The organism is Achromobacter sp. UMC71, assembly GCF_014170305.1.
Taxonomy (GTDB): Bacteria; Pseudomonadota; Gammaproteobacteria; order Burkholderiales; family Burkholderiaceae_B; genus Achromobacter.
The window spans coordinates 66,733-85,827 of record NZ_LZZT01000056.1; the positions used below are offsets into that span (position 1 = coordinate 66,733).

At 65.7% G+C, this 19,095-nt stretch carries 14 protein-coding genes and 3 tRNA genes; 8 read left to right on the top strand and 9 right to left on the bottom strand.

Features of this window, described 5'->3' with window-relative positions:
• Positions 1-84: 84 nt before the first annotated feature.
• Complete coding sequence (locus A9974_RS27170; RefSeq protein WP_183007278.1) at positions 85-246, bottom strand: hypothetical protein; 162 nt, start codon at positions 244-246, stop codon at positions 85-87.
• Between the two features lie 737 nt (positions 247-983).
• On the opposite strand from A9974_RS27170, the gene A9974_RS27175 reads away from it, so the two are divergent.
• Both A9974_RS27175 and A9974_RS27180 read left to right on the top strand, forming a co-directional pair.
• Entirely contained in the window at positions 984-1,586 is a 603-nt protein-coding gene (locus A9974_RS27175) for a helix-turn-helix transcriptional regulator (protein WP_183007388.1), read from the top strand.
• A 98-nt stretch (positions 1,587-1,684) separates the two neighbouring features.
• A complete protein-coding gene (locus tag A9974_RS27180) occupies positions 1,685-1,933 on the top strand; it encodes a hypothetical protein (protein ID WP_183007279.1) in 249 nt (82 codons plus the stop codon).
• Positions 1,934-1,946: 13 nt separating this feature from the next.
• On the opposite strand, the gene A9974_RS27185 is transcribed toward A9974_RS27180, so the two are convergent.
• Positions 1,947-2,858 (bottom strand): LysR family transcriptional regulator, encoded by a 912-nt coding sequence (locus A9974_RS27185; protein ID WP_183007280.1) that lies wholly within the window; start codon positions 2,856-2,858, stop codon positions 1,947-1,949.
• Between the two features lie 131 nt (positions 2,859-2,989).
• Between A9974_RS27185 and A9974_RS27190 the strand changes: the two genes are divergently transcribed.
• Positions 2,990-3,586 (top strand): short chain dehydrogenase, encoded by a 597-nt coding sequence (locus A9974_RS27190; RefSeq protein WP_183007281.1) that lies wholly within the window; start codon positions 2,990-2,992, stop codon positions 3,584-3,586.
• A 3-nt stretch (positions 3,587-3,589) separates the two neighbouring features.
• Here A9974_RS27190 and A9974_RS27195 read toward each other — a convergent pair whose 3' ends face one another.
• Positions 3,590-4,051: a GNAT family N-acetyltransferase gene (locus A9974_RS27195; protein ID WP_183007282.1), complete on the bottom strand. Its 462-nt coding sequence runs from the start codon at positions 4,049-4,051 to the stop codon at positions 3,590-3,592.
• A gap of 98 nt (positions 4,052-4,149) precedes the next feature.
• Here A9974_RS27195 and A9974_RS27200 point away from each other — a divergent pair, with 98 nt between their 5' ends.
• Positions 4,150-4,356 (top strand): hypothetical protein, encoded by a 207-nt coding sequence (locus A9974_RS27200; protein WP_183007283.1) that lies wholly within the window; start codon positions 4,150-4,152, stop codon positions 4,354-4,356.
• Positions 4,357-4,418: 62 nt separating this feature from the next.
• Here A9974_RS27200 and A9974_RS27205 read toward each other — a convergent pair.
• From A9974_RS27205 to A9974_RS27215, 3 genes are all read right to left on the bottom strand, one after another.
• A tRNA-Arg gene (locus tag A9974_RS27205) sits at positions 4,419-4,495 on the bottom strand.
• 288 nt (positions 4,496-4,783) lie between these two features.
• Positions 4,784-4,860 (bottom strand) — tRNA-Arg (locus A9974_RS27210).
• A 192-nt stretch (positions 4,861-5,052) separates the two neighbouring features.
• Positions 5,053-5,129 (bottom strand) — tRNA-Arg (locus A9974_RS27215).
• Between the two features lie 336 nt (positions 5,130-5,465).
• Here A9974_RS27215 and A9974_RS27220 point away from each other — a divergent pair.
• Positions 5,466-6,104, top strand: coding sequence for an ATP-binding cassette domain-containing protein (locus A9974_RS27220; protein ID WP_370539690.1), 639 nt, complete (start codon positions 5,466-5,468; stop codon positions 6,102-6,104).
• Between the two features lie 77 nt (positions 6,105-6,181).
• On the opposite strand, the gene A9974_RS27225 is transcribed toward A9974_RS27220, so the two are convergent.
• Complete coding sequence (locus A9974_RS27225) at positions 6,182-6,823, bottom strand: TetR/AcrR family transcriptional regulator (protein WP_183007285.1); 642 nt, start codon at positions 6,821-6,823, stop codon at positions 6,182-6,184.
• Positions 6,824-7,025: 202 nt separating this feature from the next.
• Between A9974_RS27225 and acpA the strand changes: the two genes are divergently transcribed.
• The 3 genes from acpA (at position 7,026) to A9974_RS27240 (ending at position 13,561) form a co-directional block, all read left to right on the top strand.
• On the top strand, positions 7,026-8,765 hold the full coding sequence (gene acpA, locus A9974_RS27230; RefSeq protein WP_183007286.1) for an acid phosphatase: 1,740 nt from the start codon (positions 7,026-7,028) through the stop codon (positions 8,763-8,765).
• Between the two features lie 113 nt (positions 8,766-8,878).
• Positions 8,879-9,922, top strand: a complete 1,044-nt coding sequence (gene mnmH, locus A9974_RS27235; RefSeq protein WP_183007287.1) for a tRNA 2-selenouridine(34) synthase MnmH — start codon at positions 8,879-8,881, stop codon at positions 9,920-9,922.
• A gap of 297 nt (positions 9,923-10,219) precedes the next feature.
• On the top strand, positions 10,220-13,561 hold the full coding sequence (locus tag A9974_RS27240) for an autotransporter outer membrane beta-barrel domain-containing protein (RefSeq protein ID WP_220806142.1): 3,342 nt from the start codon (positions 10,220-10,222) through the stop codon (positions 13,559-13,561).
• Positions 13,562-13,641: 80 nt separating this feature from the next.
• Here A9974_RS27240 and A9974_RS27245 read toward each other — a convergent pair whose 3' ends face one another.
• Positions 13,642-15,633 carry a PhoX family phosphatase gene (locus A9974_RS27245; protein ID WP_255468340.1) on the bottom strand — a complete coding sequence of 664 codons (1,992 nt, stop codon included), beginning with the start codon at positions 15,631-15,633 and terminating at the stop codon, positions 13,642-13,644.
• Positions 15,634-15,804: 171 nt separating this feature from the next.
• Positions 15,805-19,095: a hybrid sensor histidine kinase/response regulator gene (locus A9974_RS27250; RefSeq protein WP_255468341.1), complete on the bottom strand. Its 3,291-nt coding sequence runs from the start codon at positions 19,093-19,095 to the stop codon at positions 15,805-15,807.

The window sequence follows — 19,095 nt, forward strand, 5'->3', positions numbered from 1 at the left end:
CCCCGCATCCGCATCGGCGCGACGGGCGCTGGAATCGTCCTGCGCGTTGCGTTCACCCGCTGGAATCATCCTGTGCATTGCGCCTCACCATTTGCAGCCGCTGTCGCGCACCGTATCGGCCAGCAGCATCGGCAACGCCAGCAGCCCCAGATGGGCATGCGCATCGCGGCATGGCGGCCGCGCGCTTTGCGCAATCCCCTTGGCCAGCGCCGACGGTTCGGGGCGGGCCTTGGGCGCGAGATTCACCAGGGGTTCACCACGAGCCCGAGATGCGCCTTGCGCGGCGGCATCCTCGCCACGCCAGCGGAAATCCCGCGCCGGCGCATCCGGCGGCGGCTCCGCGTCGTGGGCCGGCTTTGCGGAAGCACGCGGCGCGCGCGATGGCGACGGCGATGGCGATTTCGTCGGCGGCGCCGAAGGCCGTTGCATCACCGCGGCGGGTTGAGACGTGGGCAAGGGCGGCGTCACGGGTGCAGGAGGCGATGCCGACACAGGTGCGGGCACAGGAGCAGACGCTGATTGAAAAGCCGGCGCAGATTGCCGCGATGCTGGCGCGGATTGCGGGATTACCGGCTGGGCGCGTTCGGCAGGCAGCAGGTCCACGAAGAACTCAATCTCTTGCTGCCGCGGCGCCAACCCTGTCGACGCGCTCGCTGCGCGCCACAGCCACCACGCCGCCAGCGCATGCAGGGCGCAGACCACGATCACGGCCCACCAGGCGATCCCGCGCCAACGCGGCGCGAACCGCGAGGAGGGCGGCGCGCTCATCACAAGAGAGAACATCACGGCGGCTCGTACAAACGCTGGCGACAAAGCGCCCATCTTGCCGTCGACAATCCTCCGGCAACACGCAAACGCGTGAAGATTTGTGAAGATGTTCAGCCCGCGGAAGGACTACGATGAAGAAACGCTGGCGGTGCAGGGGAAACCCCGAATTCCACCACAAGCGCAGAGGGATACAGTGGCAGAAAACCATTCCAGCCCTGGAGATCATCATTCCGTTTTCCTGGAGACTTCCCGACGTGTTCGTGCGTTCGCCGGACGGTATCCTGCACCGTGTGGTGCGGCACGCCACAACCACGGAGACCATCGCCAAACTCGAGAGCATTCCCAGTGATTACCACCTGGATTGCGAATGCATGCTCGACAACGGCGAAGCCCTGTCCTGGATCGGTGAAAACCTCTACCGTCAGATCAACGGCGGCATGATCTTCACCGCGGAACCCGCTGCGGCGCCGCCGCCGACTGACGCCCGCAAAAGCGCCAAGGCCAGAAATACCTTGCGGGACGCCTGCCGCCCGCCCGCCGCGCACAAAGCACCCGCTGCGCGGCAAAGCGTCGTACCATCAGCTGTAGCAAGTCTAAAAACCGGCAACGATTGGAGCCTGATACGCGCCTGGCGCGAGCATCTGAACATCAGCACTGCTGATATGGCTGCCCGGCTGGGTGTGGACCACTCCATCTACATCGAATTGGAAAGGCCCCGGCCTCGGCCCCGCCAGATTATTCTGGACCGCATTTCGGAAGCCCTGGGCGTCTCGCCAGACCAACTCGATGATTCATCGTTAGGAGGACATTTCCATTGACGCCAGGCAGGTTCAACCCGACCCTTCCCGCAAGATGGAAATGTTCGAACGACTTTGGCGCCGCGTGAAAGACGGCCCGCGCATGGGAGGTACTTGAAATGCTCGGAACCGCAAGACGATTGACCGACGTGCTGGCCACCGCCCCCGACGGCACGCTGTATCGCATCGAACGCTTCGTATCGGACCCGGACGCCTATTCTGCCCTGGGCACGTCCCGCTTCGATCCCAAGACGCACTGCGTCTGCCGCACCAGTTCGGGCGAAAAAGTCGCCTGGCTCGGCGGGCAGGCCTACCAATTGCTCAAGAACGGCATTTGCCTGACCGCCGTGGACCGACGACGCGGCTGACGCCCGCCCTTTTCTAGCCCGCGCGGTGTCTGCCCGCCTTGCGCGCGAACCGAGCCACGACGAAGTCCACGAACGTCGTGAGCTTGGGTAGCGCCTGCCGGTCCTTCGCGTAGAGCAGCGTGATGGGCCGCGCGGCGGGCCAATACGGCTGCAGGATCGGCGTCAGTCGGCCTGCGCGCACGTCGTCCTCCAACAGGATTTCAGGCTGCAGCACGATACCGAAGCCGGCCAGCGCCGCTTGCCTGAGCGCCTGGCCATTGTTGGAGATGAACCGGCTGGTCGGCGGATAGTCGGCATCGCCGCCGTCGCCATTGCCCAGGCGCCAGCCCGTGCGGCGCCCCCAATACGAGAAGTCCAGGCATTGATGGCGGGCCAGGTCCGCGGGCGTTTCCGGCGCGCCGTAGCGCGCCAGATAGGCAGGCGCCGCGCAGATGATCATCTGGTAGCTGCCGATACGGCGCGCCACCAGGCCGGAATCCTGCGGTTCGCCAATGCGCACCGCCAGATCAAAGCGTGAAGCGACCATGTCTTCAACAACATCGCTCAGCGACAGTTCGACACTGACATCCGGGTACTGACCCAGGTAATCAGCAATCGCCGGCGCCAGGGCCACGGAGCCGAACGACACCGTCGACGTGATGCGCAGATTGCCCCGCGGCGCCAGGCGCAGCGCTTCGGCGCCCTGCTCCGCATCGACGATGTCGGCCAGGATCGCCTTGCAGCGCACGTAATAGGCCTGGCCCGCCTCGGTCAGGCTCTGGCGGCGGGTCGTGCGGTTCATCAGGCGCAGCCCCAGCCTTGCCTCCAGCCCCTTGATGTGCTTGGCCGCCATGGCGGGGGACATCTCGTGGCGAGCGGCGGCGGCCGTCAGGCTGCCCAGTTCGACCACCGCCACGAAGATCTCCATGCTGAGCAGACGATCCATGAATTACGCACCCTGGGTATGAAGTGTTCCAACCAATCCCGGATTTTTCCACAGGAATGGAAACCGCAGAATGCTTTCATGCGCAGGCGGATCCGCCGGCGCCCCCTTCCACTGCGACCAGGAATCACAACATGAAAATCGTCCTTATCGGCGCCAGCGGCACCATCGGCCGCGCCGTGGCCCAGGAACTCGGCCAACGCCATGACATCATCACCGTGGGCAAGACCCAGGGCCAGCACCAGGTGGACATCACCCAAAGCGACAGCATCCGCGCCCTGTTCGAGCGCATCGGCAAGGTCGACGCCATCGTCTCCACCGCCGGCGCCCTGCACTTCGGCCCCTTGGCCGAGATGACCGCCGAGAAATTCAAGATAGGCCTGCACGACAAGCTGCTGGGCCAGATCGACCTGGCGCTGATCGGCCAGCACTACCTGAACCAGGGCGGCTCGATCACACTGACCAGCGGCATCGTCAGCGACGAGCCGATCCGCTTCGGTGCCAACGCGTCCGCCGTCAACGCCGCCATCGATGGTTTCGTGCGTGGCGCGGCCGTGGAACTGCAAGGCGCGCGCATCAATTCGGTCAGCCCCACTGTGCTGCAGGAATCGTGGGAAGGCTACGGCCCCTACTTCCTGGGTTTCGAAGCCGCCCCCGCCAAGCGCGTGGCGCTGGCCTACAGCCGCAGCGTCGAAGGCGCGCAGACGGGCCGCACGTATCGCGTGTGGTGACGTTCAGCCGCCCAGATGGCGGTTGTACGTGAGGAACACCTCGTCACGCTCCCAGCCCAGCGACTCGTACAGCGCCTGGGCCGGCAGATTGGTCCTTGCCGTAGTCAGGTCCATGCGCGCGAAACCGCCTGCCCGCGCATGTGCTTCCGCCTGCCGCAGCAAAGCCCGCCCGGCGCCGCTCTTGCGCGCCGTCGGTGCCACGAACAGGTCGTACAGCACATAGATGGGCGCCGCGATCACCGAGCAGAACGACGGGTACAACTGGCAAAAGCCCGCCGCGTCGCCACTTGCCGTATCCTCGGCCAGCAGGATCACTGATTCACCGCGCGCCAGCCGCGCATGGACAAAGGCCATTGCGCCCGCCGCATCCGCGGGCTGTTCGTAGAACTGCCGATAGGCGTCGAACAACGGCGCCACGCGCGCGGCGTCGTCCAGCGTGGCAAGGCGGATGGCGATTTGAGTCATGGTGATGGCCGCGAAAAATGGCAACGGCGGTTGATAGCGGCCCATGGTGGCGCTGCAAAGCGAAAACTGTACACTTTTTGCTCTCTTGGGAGAATCGCATGCGCTACGCCCTGATCCTCGCCTGCCTGGCCACCGCGGCCCTATCCTCCGCCTGCTCATCGCGCCAAGCCTATGGCGCCGGACAAGGATGGCAGCAAAACGAATGCGGCAAGATCCCCGACATGCAGGAACGGCAGCGCTGCATGGGCTCGGCATCGACGTCCTACGACACCTATCAGCGCCAGCGGCAAGACATCCAGAAATAGCTAACTACCGGACCGCAAAAGCAAACGGCCTGACGAAAAATCGTCAGGCCGTTCAAATAAGGTGGCGCGCCCGGCAGGATTCGAACCTACGACCCCCTGGTTCGTAGCCAGGTACTCTATCCAGCTGAGCTACGGGCGCGCTAAAGAGGCGTGTTTATAACATGAAGCCGCAAGGGTCGGCAAATCAGCGTGGCTTGCCGAACGCAGGAATAGGCGGTCTGCCGAGTTCGGCTCGCCCGCAGCATACGATTTGTCGAACGCTGCGCTGCGTTTACTGAGCGCCTCGTTTACTGAACGCCTCGTTTACTGAACGCTTCGTTTACTGAACGCTTCGATATCCGACCCGCAAAACAAAAAGGCCTTCGATGCGAGATCAAAGGCCTTTCCATTTTTACTGCGGTTTCTTTGCCGATCTTACTATTTACTTTGGCGCGCCCGGCAGGATTCGAACCTACGACCCCCTGGTTCGTAGCCAGGTACTCTATCCAGCTGAGCTACGGGCGCTCCGGCAAAGAGGCAAAATTATATCAGAATAATTTCACCGCTGCACTGCATCTGCTTTTTTCGATCTTATTTTTCGATCTTATCGATCTTATTTTTTCGATCTTATTTTCAATCTCACGTTGTTTCGTAGACCTGTCTTGGCATGCAGCATGAAAATCAATGCCGCGATTGCCTTGCAAGCCTGCAATTCAATGGCGCGCCCGGCAGGATTCGAACCTACGACCCCCTGGTTCGTAGCCAGGTACTCTATCCAGCTGAGCTACGGGCGCGTGAAAAAGCAAGCCTTGAATCATAGCGTTGTTTCGCAAACCGTGCAAGTCGGCGGCCGCCATCGGCAGTTAGCGCAGCCTTGATCACCCTCGCGGCGACGCACCCAGACCGGCGTCGACACGGACTGGCGCTAGCGCATCGTCAACCCCGTCCCCGACGACTCTCCCGATCGCTCACACCTTATCGACAACACATCTCATTATCATTGACTGACGGTCAGTCATGAAATATAGTCTGCCCAAGACATCGCGCCCCCCGCCACGCGCCCTCTTCAGACCTCCGCCATGATTGCTCCCTTCTCCTTGCCGCCAGCGCTTGTCCCGGATCGCGCCGCCGTGCCGCCGTCTTTTCATGGCCCGCTTTGCACCGGGCCCTTGCCCGCGGGCGCGCTCACGGTGCTGCTGGGGCCCGCGGGCTCGGGCAAGACACGGCTGCTGCGCCGCATCGCGCACCATCTGACCGATGACGAGCCCGGCGCCCGCATCATCCTGGCAGACACGCCGGCCACTGCCGTGCCGTCGTTACGGGTATTCGAAGCGCTGCTGCTGGCGCACAAGCAAGGCGACCGCTGGGCGGTGGGCGCGCCGGAAATCCAGGCCGTTGGCGCCAGCCTGGAGCAAGTCGGCCTGGCGCACGCCGCCGGCATGCTGGTCAATGCGCTGGACGCCAACGCGCGCCAGCGCCTGCGCCTGGCCCAGGCCTTGATCCGCCAGCCCGACGCGTTGCTGCTCGATGAATCCGAACACGCGCTGAGCGCGCAGGATCAGGCAGGCATCGCCGCGCAGTTCAAGAATGCGGCCATCGCACAGGGCTTTCGCGCCGTGATGGCGACGCCGCATGCGCACGTTGCCCTGCAAGTCGCCGACAAGCTGTTGGTGCTGCATCATGGCCGCCTGATCGCCGAAGGCGCGCCCGCGGAGATGCTCGCGCGGGTCAAGGCGGGCGACATCGATCCGGCAGCGCTGGCACCCTGACATGCGCCGCCAGCCGGCTCGGACAAACGCTTGTCCCCGCCCCTGACACAGCTAGGGCCTCCTAACACTAAAAGGCCCTAGGGCCTGTTCCCACGAGAAGGCGCCACGCCCAGCATGCGCAGGTACGCATCCGAAATACCGCGCGCGAACGCAGACGAATCCGATAGCTTCGACAGGATCGCGTCGTCGGTCGCGCAATGCACGCCGGCATAGATCAGCAGCGCCGTCATGCTCGGGTTGTCCAGCTTCCAGGCCCCGGCCGCGGCGCCGGCCTGCAGGATGCGCTGCAATTGCTGCACCACATCGTTTTCCGTATGGCCTTCGCGCGCGTGGTGGTGCGGATGCGTGAAGACGATGTCGTGCACGCGGTAGGTGCGCAGGTACGTCGCCACGTTGGTATGGATCCAGGCGCGCAACCGTCCGACCCAATCGTCTGGCGCGCACGCGCCGATGGCTTCATCCAGCGCTTGCAGGAACTGGCGCACGTAGCGCTCGCCCAACGCGATCAGCATTTCCTGCTTGGACGGGAAATAGACATAGAACGTGCCCTTGGCCACGCCCGCCGCTTCCGTGATCTCGCTGATGGTGGTGGCGTCCACGCCCTTTTCCAGGAACAGCGCTTCGGCGGCGCCCATCAGTTCGTCCAGCCGCACTTCCGGCGGCTTGGTGCGGGACGTCGCCGTCTTGCGTGCGGGTTCGTCTGCGGGGTTGTCGGTCATTGCTTTCACTCGGGTTTCACCAATTGCACAAGTCTAAGGGAAATCTGCGCCGAGCTCCCCGGCATACAGCTTTCTGACAGCAGAACGTCACACCGTTAGAACCTTGCGTCTCTAGCCTAGCGCCCGTTAACGATGCCGGCTGTCATCCGGCGATCCCGTGGCGCCATGACAGGACGCCGCCCTATCCGCAAGGTCTACAACCATGTCTGAAAAAGAAAAAAGCGCGAATGCGCAGGCTGCCGCGACGCCGACGGCCGCCGATCCCGCGGGCACCGACTCGACCCTCCGCGCCACCCGCCGGGGCTTCCTGACCGGCATCGCCGCGCTTGGCGCCAGCGCCGCCACGCTGGGCGCCCTGGCCGGGTGTTCCAGCGATGGCGACGATGACAACGACGCGCCTGCCACTCCCGCGCCCGCGCCGGACGTCACCGCGCAACTGCGCAAGAACGTCAAGACGCTGGTCGTGATCTTCGCGGAGAACCGCAGCTTCAACAACCTGTTCTCCAATTTCCCGGGCGTCGAAAAGCCGCTGTCCGCGTTGACCGCCGCCGACTACACGCAGTACGACCGCGACGGCACGCCGCTGTCCGTGTTGCCGCCGGTATGGGGCGGCATGGTGCCGACCTCGCAGCAGGCCAACCACGTCACCTACCAGGTCGACCAGGCCGCGCCCTACATGAACAACCTGCCCAACGCGCCGTTCGATCTGCGCGGCCCGCAGGGTGAACCGCTGCCGCAAGGCGTGGTCACGCGCGACCTGTGGCACGTGTTCTACCAGAACCAGATGCAGATCAACGGCGGCAAGAACGACCGCTTCGTTGCCTGGGCCGACTCGGGCGCGCTGGTCATGGGCCGCTACAGCGACTCGGCGTATAACCTGCGCCTGTGGAAGCTGGCCCAGGAATTCGTGCTGTGCGACAACTTCTTCCAGGGCGCATTCGGCGGTTCGTTCCTGAACCACCAATACCTGATCTCCGGCCGGCCGCCGTTCTACCCGAACCTGGACAGCGCCTCGCCCACGATCAAAGGCCAGATCGCCACCCTGCAAAGCAGCGATCCGACCGATCCGCGCCTCAAGCCCGCGGGCACGTCGCCGGCCAGCGCCGCCACCGGCGCCCCGCAATTCGGCCCCAGCGCGCTGACGCCGGACGGCTATGGCGTCAACACCATGGGCCCTCCGTACTGGCCCGCGTTCTCGCGCGATGCCGCCAACCCCACGCAAGCAGATCCCACCACGGTCTTCATGCCGCCGCAGACCCACAGCAACATCGGCGACCTGATGACCGCCAAGGGCCTGGACTGGGCCTGGTATGCGGGCGGCTGGCAGGCCGCCGTCGACTCCACGGCCAACACCGGCTTTCCGTCGTCGCCGAACTTCCAGGCGCACCACCAGCCTTTCAACTACTTCCAGAGCACCGGCCCCGGCACGGCGGCCCGCACGGCGCACCTGCGCGACGGCGGCCTGGGCGACCTGTCGACGACCAACAAATTCCTGGACGACGCCGAAGCCGGCAAGCTGCCCGCGCTGACGTTCTACAAGCCGCAAGGCAACCTGAACATGCACGCGGGCTACGCCGACGTCGACTCGGGCGACCGCCACATCGCCCACATCGTCGACAGCCTGCGCAAGAGCGCGCAATGGCAGAACATGGTGGTGGTCATCACCGTGGACGAAAACGGCGGCTGGTGGGACCACGTGGCGCCGCCCAAGGGCGACCGCTGGGGCCCGGGCACGCGTATTCCGGCAATCGTGGTGTCGCCCTTCGCCAAGAAGGGCACGGTGGATCACACCATCTACGACACCGGCTCGATCCTGCGCCTGGCCACGCGCCTGTTCGACCTGCCCATGCTTGACGGCCTGAAGGCCCGCGATGACGCCATGAAGGCGCGCGGCCAGCAGCCCATGGGCGACATGACCAACGCGCTGGCGTTCCCCGCGTAAGCGCTGTTCCAACCCGCGTACGGCGTCCTGCGCGCCGTACGCGGACCTGTCCGGCGCGGCCCGCCCGCCGCGGCGTGCGAGAATTCGCCATCCCCTCTCTGGATGGCCCCGCCTTGAACCACCTGCTCGCCGGCTTGGAAAAGCTGGATGATTTCGACGAAATCATCGACGTGCGCACACCGCTCGAATATGCCGACGACCACATTCCCGGCGCCCTGAACGCGCCCGTGTTCAGCAACGACGAGCGCGCGCAGGTCGGCACCCTGTACCGGCAATCCCCGTTCGATGCGACCCGCCTGGGCGCGGCGCTGGCCGCGCGCAACATCGCCCGCCACCTGGAAACCACCTTCGTCGCCCGGCCGCAAGGCTGGCGGCCGCTGATCTATTGCTGGCGCGGCGGCAAGCGGTCCGGTTCCATGACCGTGATGTTCAACATGATCGGCTGGCGCGCCCGCCAGCTCGACGGCGGCTACAAGACCTACCGCCGCGCAACGCTCGACACGCTGGATGCCCTGCCGCCCACGCTGCGTTTCGTGGTGCTCACCGGCCCCACCGGCAGCGGCAAGACGCGGCTGCTGAACGCCCTGGCACAGGCCGGCGCGCAGACGCTGGACCTGGAAGCGCTGGCGGCTCACCGCGGCTCGTTGCTGGGCGCCTGGCCCGGCACCGCGCAGCCCACGCAAAAAGGATTCGACACCCGCCTGGCCGCCAGCCTGCGCGGATTCCAGCCCGGCCGCCCCGTCTTCGTCGAAGCCGAAAGCCGCAAGATCGGCGCGGTGGCCTTGCCGGCCGCGCTGTTGGCCGCCGTGCACCAAGGCGCCTGCGTCGAGGTCGCCGCCAGCCGCGAGGACCGGGCGGCGTTCCTGCAGCAGGACTACGCGCAACTGTTCGAGCATCCCGACTGGTTCAAGTCCCAGTTGCAGCGCATGGTCGGCCTGCACAGCCGCGAGACGGTCGCCGCATGGCAACAGATGATCGACGAGGGCCGCCGCGCTGACCTGGCCGGCGAACTGATCGACCGGCACTACGACCCCGCCTACGCGCGCAGCAGCCAAGCCCATTTCACCCGTTTGCCGCAAGCGTTGCGGCTGGACTTCCGGCCCAACGATGCCGACGTCTTGGCGCAGGCGCAAGCGCTGCTGGACAAGCTGGCCTGACCGATCCCCCGCCACGGTCAGGCCCTTGGCGGAGCGCCGGATCGCAAGCACGCAACCGCGGCCGCGCGATTGAGAATTTTCTGGTTTTCAGTCCCTTACTTGTGCTGCGAATCAATGCGGTGCTTTTAAGAATCGTCCTGTTTTTTAGTGTCCTGCCGCAACGCAACATGAAGGCTACCGCTACGTCATCGCCTTTGTCCGATACGTGCCAGTACGCTTCAGCGACGCCGGGATTGCCGGATCGGGTTCTGTTCGATGTGTATGGGTGCGCCAAGGCCAAGGGCCAAGGAGCCCTCAATGCGCACCCCTCTGAACCCCATCATGCTCGGATTACTGGCCGCCACGCTGCCCGTCTTCGCCGGGTCTGCCCAGTCCGCCGAACTCGGGCAAGTCATCGTCAATGACTCCAGCGGCGGCACCCAGCTCACGCTGGACAACGGCGACAGCGTCACCCATGCCGGCGCCGGCGCCGCGATTGACGTATCGGTCGCCGGCAACGCCGTGCGCGGCGACGGCGTGACCGTTACTGCCGGGTCGGCCTCGGCGCGCAACACCATCGGCGTGCGCGCCAGTGCCGGCGGCGCCGCCACGCTGACCAACAGCACGATCACGACCCTGGGCGATGGCCAGAACGCCCATGCCCTGAACGCCACCGGCGCCGGCAGCCTGATCAGCGCCGACAACAGCCAAATCAGCACCAACGGATCCTGGTCGCATGGCGCTTTTGCGCAGAACGGCGGGCGAATCTACCTGGAGGGCGGCAGCGTCGTCACCTCGGGAGGCAATGGCTATGGCCTGCGCGCCGAGGGCAGCAATGCTTCCGTCATTGCCAAGGACGTGACCATCACCACCTCCGGATACGGCAGCACCGGCGCCTATGCCGAAAACGGCGGCAACGTCAGGGTCGAAGGCGGCACGATCACCACCACCGGCAACTACGCGGCCGGCGTCGGCGTCAGCGGCGCCAACGCCGTTGTGACCCTGCGCGGCACAGTGGTCAACGCCGCCGGCGTAGGCGCCAACTTGTACGGCGGCCGGTTCGACATGGACGGCAGCAGCATTACCGCAGGCGGCGACGCGGTGACGCTCGGCTCGGGCGGCGGCGCGCCCGCCAGCGTCGATATCCGCAACGCCACACTCGTGTCGAACGGTTACGCCAGCAACGGCATCAATATCAACGCCGAGGACACCTCCGCAGTGGTGTACAACGTTTCCATCTCGGCGCTGGGCCAGCTGGGCACCGGCGTGTGGCTACCCTCCACCGGCACCGTGTTCACGGCCACTCGCTTTCACATCACCTCGACACATGTGGGCATCGACAACCGCGCCGGCGCGGTCACGCTGACCGACGGCACCGTCACGACCCAAGGCAACAACGCTCACGGCCTGTACGTCTCGCGCGAATACGGCAATTCGGCCACGATCAAGGCCACCCGCGTCCGCGTCGACACCCAGGGCGCCGGCGCGGTGGGCGTGCTGGCGCGCATCGGCGGCGCTGCCATCACCCTGCAAGACGTCAACGTCGCCACCCGTGGCACCACCGCCTATGGCCTGTTCGTCAGCGGTAGCGGCGCCAGCCTGTCGGCGCTCAATACCGTGGTGAATACCAGCGGCGCCAACGCCTCCGGCCTGGCCATAAGCAACCGCGCCGCCGTCACGCTGGATAACACCCGCCTTATCGCGGAAGGCGCCGGGGCCAACGGCATCTGGAGCTATGTGACCTCCGCCGGCCAGAGCAACAGCGTGACGCTGCGCAATGGCAGCCAGATCAACACTGGGGACGGCGTCGGCCTGCTCGCCTCCGGCGGCGGTCACACCTTCCTGGTATCGGACTCCCGCATCACCGCCCGCGCGGGCGGCGACATCGACAGCGGAGTCCTGTTGCACTCGCGTCCGGTCACGGTGACCAGCGGCGGCGTGTCGACCGTGATCGAAAGCGAACAGGTCACCCTGGACGCGTCCAATTCCGTGCTGACCGGCGACGTGCTGGCCGACAGCGGGACCGTGGACGTGGCGCTCAAGAACGGCTCGGTCCTGACCGGCGCCCTGGTGCAGCGCGGCCCCGGCCGCATCAACAGCCTGACGCTGGACAACGCCAGCACCTGGAACGTACGCAATGACTCCAGCCTGGGCACGCTGAACAATGCCGGCACCGTCGCCTTCGTCGCGCCCGCCGGCGGCGCGAACTTCAAGACCTTGACAGTCAACAATTATGTCGGCGGCGGCACGCTGGTGCTCAACACCCGCCTGGGCGACGATGCTTCGCCCACCGACAAGCTGGTCATCGACGGCGGCACGGCGTCGGGCAATACCGGCCTGCGTATCGTCAACGCGGGCGGCGCTGGCGGCCAGACCCAATACGGCATCCAGGTCGTGCAAACCATCAATGGCGGCACCACCGCCACGGACGCCTTCCACCTGGATGCCGGCTCGACCGGCTACCGCGCCAGCGCCAACACCGTCTCGCTGAACGGCTACGATTACAGTCTGATCCGCGGCGGCAACGGCGGCGTGGCGCCCGACTGGTACTTGACGTCCGACTACACCCCGCCGACCACCCCGCCTGGCCCCACCGATCCTGGCGTCCCGACGGACCCGGCCGATCCGGCGCCGCCGGTAACCCCGCCCGACATCATCCTGCCCGGCGGCCCCGGCTTCAAGAACGTATCCCCCGAAAGCGGCGCCTATGCCGGCAACCGCCTGGCCGCCACTCGCCTGTTCACCCACGGCCTGCACGACCGCGTGCCCGCTTATGTCGATGACGGCACAGCCACCGGCCGCGGCCTGTGGGCCCGCGTGCAAGGCCGCCATGACAGCGGCTTGCGCATGGCCGAGGGCCGCGTGGATATCGACACCGACAGCGCCCTGGTGCAACTGGGCGGCGATGTGCTCAAGGCCCCGGTGGGCAAGGATGGTGCCGTCTATGCGGGCCTGATGGGCGGCTATGGCGACGCGCGCTCGCGTTCCGTGTCGACGTTGATGCTGCCGGGCACCACCCAGCAGGTCCGGGCCCGCGCCCGCGGCAAGGTCTCGGGCTATTCGGTGGGCCTGTACGGCACCCTCTATCAAAACGATGCCACCCGCCTGGGGGCCTACGCCGACACCTGGCTGCAATATGGCCGCTACGACAACCAGATCAGCAGCGAACTGGGCTCGGTCGACTATCGCTCGAACGTGTGGAGTGCCTCGCTGGAAACCGGCTACGCGTTCAAGCCGTTCGCCGACGGCTCCACCCTGGGCGCGGTGGTCATCGAACCGAATGCACAACTGGTCTACAGCCGCTACAACGCCAAGGATGCCACGCTGCAAGGCACCCGCATGCGCAGCGGCAACGACAACGCCTGGCAGTCTCGCGTGGGCGTGCGCGTCTACCCCCAAGCCAAGCCGCAACATGCGGATGCGCCGTCGGTGCGCCCCTTCCTGGAAGCCAACTGGCTGCATAACGGCAGCAACCCGTCGGTACGGATGGGCGACAACGCGCTGGACGCCCTGCCGTCGCGCAACGCGCTGGAACTGAAGCTGGGCGCGGAAGGCCGTGTCACCAAGGCGGTGCAGGTGACCGGCCATGTCTTCGGCCAGGCGGGCAGCCATGATCAGCGTGGGTATGGCGGCATGCTGAACGTCAGCTATCGCTGGTAGACAAGCCAAACCGGCGATTGACCTGCTGTTTGGCGTGGCCATGCGCGTGATCCCTGCGCGCATGGCCACGCGTCCTTCAACTACACGCCGATCGGACCGCCATCGGCGCGTTGAATGACGACCGTCGACGATCGCGGGCGCACTGCAGTCGTGGTCACGACAGCGGCATCGTCCGTGCCATAGGCAGGCCAATTCACCGGATGCTGAACATTCAGGAAGATGCTGGTGTAGTCCGGCGTGAACGCGAAGCCCGTGATTTCGGCCTCGTTGGGGCCGACGAAGAAGCGCCGCAAGCTTGCCTGATTGGATGCGTTGATGGCCGGACCCGTCCCGGTGCTGTCGGCCAGCGCGCCGGGAATCACGGCCAGCATCTGGTCGTTGGTGGCGCGGGCGACGTTATTGTTGCGGCCGCCATCGATACCGTTGTCGGTCTGGATCCACAGGATGCCGCGGGGGTCAAAGCCCAGGCCATCGGGGCTGGCCAGCTGGTTCAACTCGGTCAGGCCCGAGCGGTTGGTGTCGGCATCGGCGCCGGCATCCGAACCGAAGACAAAGATGTCCCATTTGAACTTCGTCGAGCCGGCTTCGTCGTGCCAGCGAACGATATGGCCGTTGACGTTGTTCAGACGCGGGTTGGGCCCGTTCGTGCCGGAAGCGGCATTGCGGCTGCTGTTGTTCGTCAGCGTCACATAGATGTCGCCGTTGGTCGGATGCGTGACCGTCCACTCGGGGCGGTCCATCGGGGTGGCGCCCACGAAGTCGGCCGCGCCGCGCGTGTTGATCAGGATGGCGTCCAGGCTGCCGAATTCATCGGCCAGCGTGCGGCCGCCGGCGCCGGTGGCCGTGCCAGTCAGGGCCAGCCATTCCCCCGTGCCATCGTCGTTGAAGCGGGCGACGTACAGCGTGCCCTTGTCCAGGTACTTGGCGCCCACCGCCAGGCGGTCGGTGCGCTCGGCGTCCTTGGGGTCCCACACGGCTTCGGAAACGAAGCGGTAAATGTACTCAAAGCGCGAGTCGTCGCCGCTGTAGAAAGCCAGGGGCTTGCCGGCTTCGGGCTTGCTGTAGGTGCAGCCTTCGTGGGCGAAGCGGCCCATCGACGTGCGCTTGGTGGCGATGCTGGACGGGTCGTAGGGATCGATCTCGACCAGGTAGCCGAATCCGTTGACCTCGTTGCGCCAGTCCTGCGTGGCGTCGGCGCCGGTTTCCGTGACGTTGAAGCGCGCGAATTCACCCAGCACTTCCGAAGCATCGCCGGCGGCGGTTTCCCAACGGTAGCGCCCGGCGGAGGCGGACACGCCCACGCGGCGCTGGTGCGCCGGGCGCGTGCCGGTGTTCACGAAGCAGGCCGCCCAGTTTTCTTCGGCGGTGATGTAGGTGCCCCACGGCGTGTAGCCGTTGCCACAGTTGTTGTTGGTGCCGCGCACTTGCGTGCCATTGGGCGAGAACGGGGTCTTGACCCAGTCCGTGCCGCCAACGGGGCCAGCCAGCTTCATGGCGGTCGCCGAGGTGAAGCGGCGGTTATAGCGCGAGTTGTTGACGATGACCCAGCGGCCGCTTTCACGGCGCACGTGCACGATGGCCACCCCGTGCGCGTTGATTTCCTTGCGGACCTCTTCCGCGGGACGCTTGCCCGCTACGAGCGTCGGGCCATTGGGGTGCAGGGCTTGCGCGTCGATGTACTCGTGATTGACGGCCAGCAGGCCTTCCGTGGAACTGCCTTCGATCGGAAAGAAGTGCATGCCGTCGTGGTGCATGCCCATGGCGTTGAGCAGGTCGTTCGACGAGTTGTTGCCGTTCTGGTCCCAGGGCTGCGCATTGTCGTTCAGCGGCGTGCCCCAGGCAGCGAACACATGGGCCACATAGCCGGCAGGGACCACGCAGCCGTCGGTCATCGAGTTGGGCAGGGATTCAAAGCCCAGCTTCAGCGCGGCGGGCGGGGCGACGGGATTGCCGGGCGCCTGGCCGTTGTCCGCGTCATCGTCGTCGCCGCTGTTGCAACCGGCCAGCCCCAGGCTGGTCATCGTCGCGAACGCGGCAGCCAGGCCGCCGCGCATCACCGTACGGCGTGACATGTTTCTTTCAAGGATCTCGCTGAAAGGGATGCTCTGGGTGCGGTTGAGGATGGTCTTTTCAGAAATCGATTTGCTCATTGGATACCTAGCATGGCTGCCGTCGCGTGAAGGGATGAGCAATGCTAAGACAGGCAAATGAAAGGTAGATGACTAAAAGCTGAATAATCCGAATCAGACCTCGGTCAGCGTCCTGGTCAGCGCAGCCACCAGCGTCTTGAGCTTCGCCCCGACCGCGCCCCCCAGCCCATCGGCGGCCAGCGTGTCTTCCGCGCTTTGCGCCAAATGGTGCAGGTTTCGCGCCTGCACCGCCGCGAAACCGCCGCGCATGCGATGCAGCACCAGGCGCAACTCCCGCGCGTCGCTGTCGGCGATTGCCCGTTCCAGGCGAGCCAGGTCGTGGCTCATCGTCTGCCGGAATATCTCCCGGTACTTGGCGGGAATCGTTGGCACGCCTGGCGCTGGCGTCTCCGATGCCGTCGCATCGGCCGGCGGCGCCACGGGAGCCTCCGCGGCAGTTGGCGCCGCGCCCAAGGCACGGGCGACGGCCGACACGCCTTGCGCCGCGCTGCGGTAGGCCCGCAGCTGGCTCCACAGCAGGCTCAGCTTGATCGGCTTGACCAGCCAGTGGCTCATGCCGGCCGCCTTGCAACGGGTCTCTTCGTCTTTCAAGGCATTGGCCGTGACGCCGATGATGGGTACGGTCACGCCCAGCGCGCGCAAAGCGCCTGCCAGCTCGTAGCCACTCATGCGCGGCATGTTGACATCGGTCAGCACCACGTCGAAGGGCGCGATGTGCCACTGCGCCAGCGCCTCGGCGCCATCGGGCGCCACGGTCACCTCGCAGCCCAGTTGCTCCAGCTGGTCGCGCATGGTCACTTGATTGATGGGATTGTCTTCGGCCACCAGCACCCGCAGATTCAACGGGGCATAGCGGGCGGCGACGGCCTCGCGCGCAATCTCGGCCTCGCCCGCCGCGCAGCGCTGCACCGTGAAGCCGATGCTGAACACGTCGTGCCGGTCCGCATGGTACGGCGTCGCGCCGGGGTTGTCGCCGCCGGCCACCACCACCGGGCCCGGCCATTCCCAGGGCGGCATGACGTCGCCGGCGATGTGCACATCCACCAGCACCTCATCGCCTGCGTCATCGCGCGATGGCACGGCCGTCGCCAACACGGCCATGGCGCCCCACTGCGTCAGCCACAAGCAGAGGTTCTCGCTCAGTTCCTTGCGCGAGCTGCGCACCTGGACACGCAGGCCGTCCAGGCGCGGCGCCGGCGCGGGCGTCGCCTCGGCCAGCTCCAGCTCGATGGCCAGCGAAAAGCTGCTGCCCAGGCCCAGCTCGCTGGTGACCTGGATCTCGCTGCCCATCAGCTCTGCCAGCCGGGCGCAAATGGACAGACCGATGCCGGCGCCGCGCACCAGGTGCGAGCCGCTGTCGATCTGGTAGAAGGGTTCGAACAGGCGGACCTGGTTTTCGGCGCTGATGCCCACGCCGCTGTCGACCACCTGCAAGTGCAGCCGCACCCGCCCGCCGGACAGGTCCTCGGCCCGCAGCCGAGTCACGACATGCCCCGAATCGGTGAACTTGATCGCGTTGTTCACCAGGTTGTTCAGAATCTGTCGAACACGGCCACCGTCGCCCATGACACAGGCTGGCGTAGACGTATCGACGCAGCTGTAGATCACCAGGCCCTTCTGTTCGGCCATGCCGGCATACGATGCCACCGTGCTCTGCATCAGCTCGCGCGGATCGAACCGGTCCATTTCCAGCGCCAACTGGCCTGATTCGATCTTGGTGATGTCCAGGATGTCGCTGATCAGCTGTTGCAGGATCACCGATGAATCCTGGATGCGGTCGACGTGCCGGCGCTGTTCGCCGTCCAGCTGCGTCAGTGACAGGACTTCCAGCGTGCCAAGCACGCCGTAGAGCGGCGTGCGGATCTCGTGGCTCATGGTGGCCAGGAAGGTGGACTTCGCCTCGTTGGCTCGATCGGCCTGCTGTTTGGCTTGCGCCAGGGTGCGTTCCATCTCGGCGCGGGCGCTGATATCCGCAAACGCGCACAGCACCACGTCCTGCTTCTTGTAGCGGGTCGGCGCGAACGCGACGAACAAAGGCCGGCCCTCATGGGTATGAAAGGTCTCGATGGTGCCCGGCCCGGCCGCGCCCAGCACTTTGCGCAGCAACTTGTTGGCGTCCGGCGAATCCTGCAGCTGCTCGCCCACGCCGATACCCAGCCATTGCGCCGCCAACGTATTGCCGAACACGATCCGCCCGCCGGGCCGCGACAGCACGCACAGGGCCACCGGCGCGGTATCCAGCACGGTGCGGCTGAACTCCTCGCTCTCGACCATGTCCAGATGCGCCAGTTCGGCGGGCCGGACCACGCGCCGGTTGTACCAGAACAGATAGCCGGCCCCGGCCGCCAGCCCCACGCCGAACATCAGCAGCACGGCGATCGGCAGCCACATGTTGGCGCGAAAGAAACTGCCGTAGTTCAGCCGGTAATACGCCGTCCAGGTATCGGACCGGTCCGCGATGCGCAGGATCAGGCCTTGCGAAGTGAAATGAAAGCCTGGGCGCGCAAGCTGCGGCGGCGGCCCATCGCCGATCATCAACCCGTCGCCCTGGCGCTGCAACCAGAACTGATCGTATAGCGGCACATTCAGCACCCGTTCCGAAATGCTGACGCGGCTTCGATTCAGCAACGAGACGGCGTAGACATTTCGCCGCTGCGTGACCGTGCCATCCTTGGCGTTCAGCGGCAGCATTACCGGCGTCATGGCGATCATGGAATTGGGCAGTTCCGCGTCGCGCAGCCAGGTGATTCTTGTGCTTTCACTGATCGACCGGTCGTCAGGATCGGTGCCGCCGGCTGCCAATTCCACCGCATCCACCACGGACAGGAACGTGGCGCGGGTCAGCGGCTCGTAGCCTGACACCGCGGAAATGGCTGGCACGCTCAGGCTGAGCTGCTGGCTAGGGGAAATGATGAACAGGGGCGCCGCTGGAAACACCGAGGCAGCCCAGCGGGTTGAATAGAAATCCGACATGTAGCCGCCAATGCCGGTGAACACGCCATGGACCACCGGACACGAATCCGGGCTTTGGCAGAGCAGCGAAAAAGGCATCGCCGCGATCGCGTGCTGGCCGTCGAAGAACTCCCAGGACGCCCGCTCGAAGCCCGACGTCTCGCTGACGGGCGTGGCCGACACCAGCCGGTGGCCATCCGGGTTGAGGCCCTGCGCGTTCAGGCCTTGCAGCACGGTTTCGTGGGCGCGGATGTATCCCGTGAGAATCGAGAAATCGATGCGCAGCTTTTCTTCTTCCTGCTGCAAGATGCGGTGGCCGCCCCAATACAGCACCCCGCCCAGCACCAGCAACAGCGGCAAGACACCGAACAGCGCAATGTTCAACCGGCGCGAAGCGCGTATGACCTTGATGAGCGGTGTATCCAGTTTCAT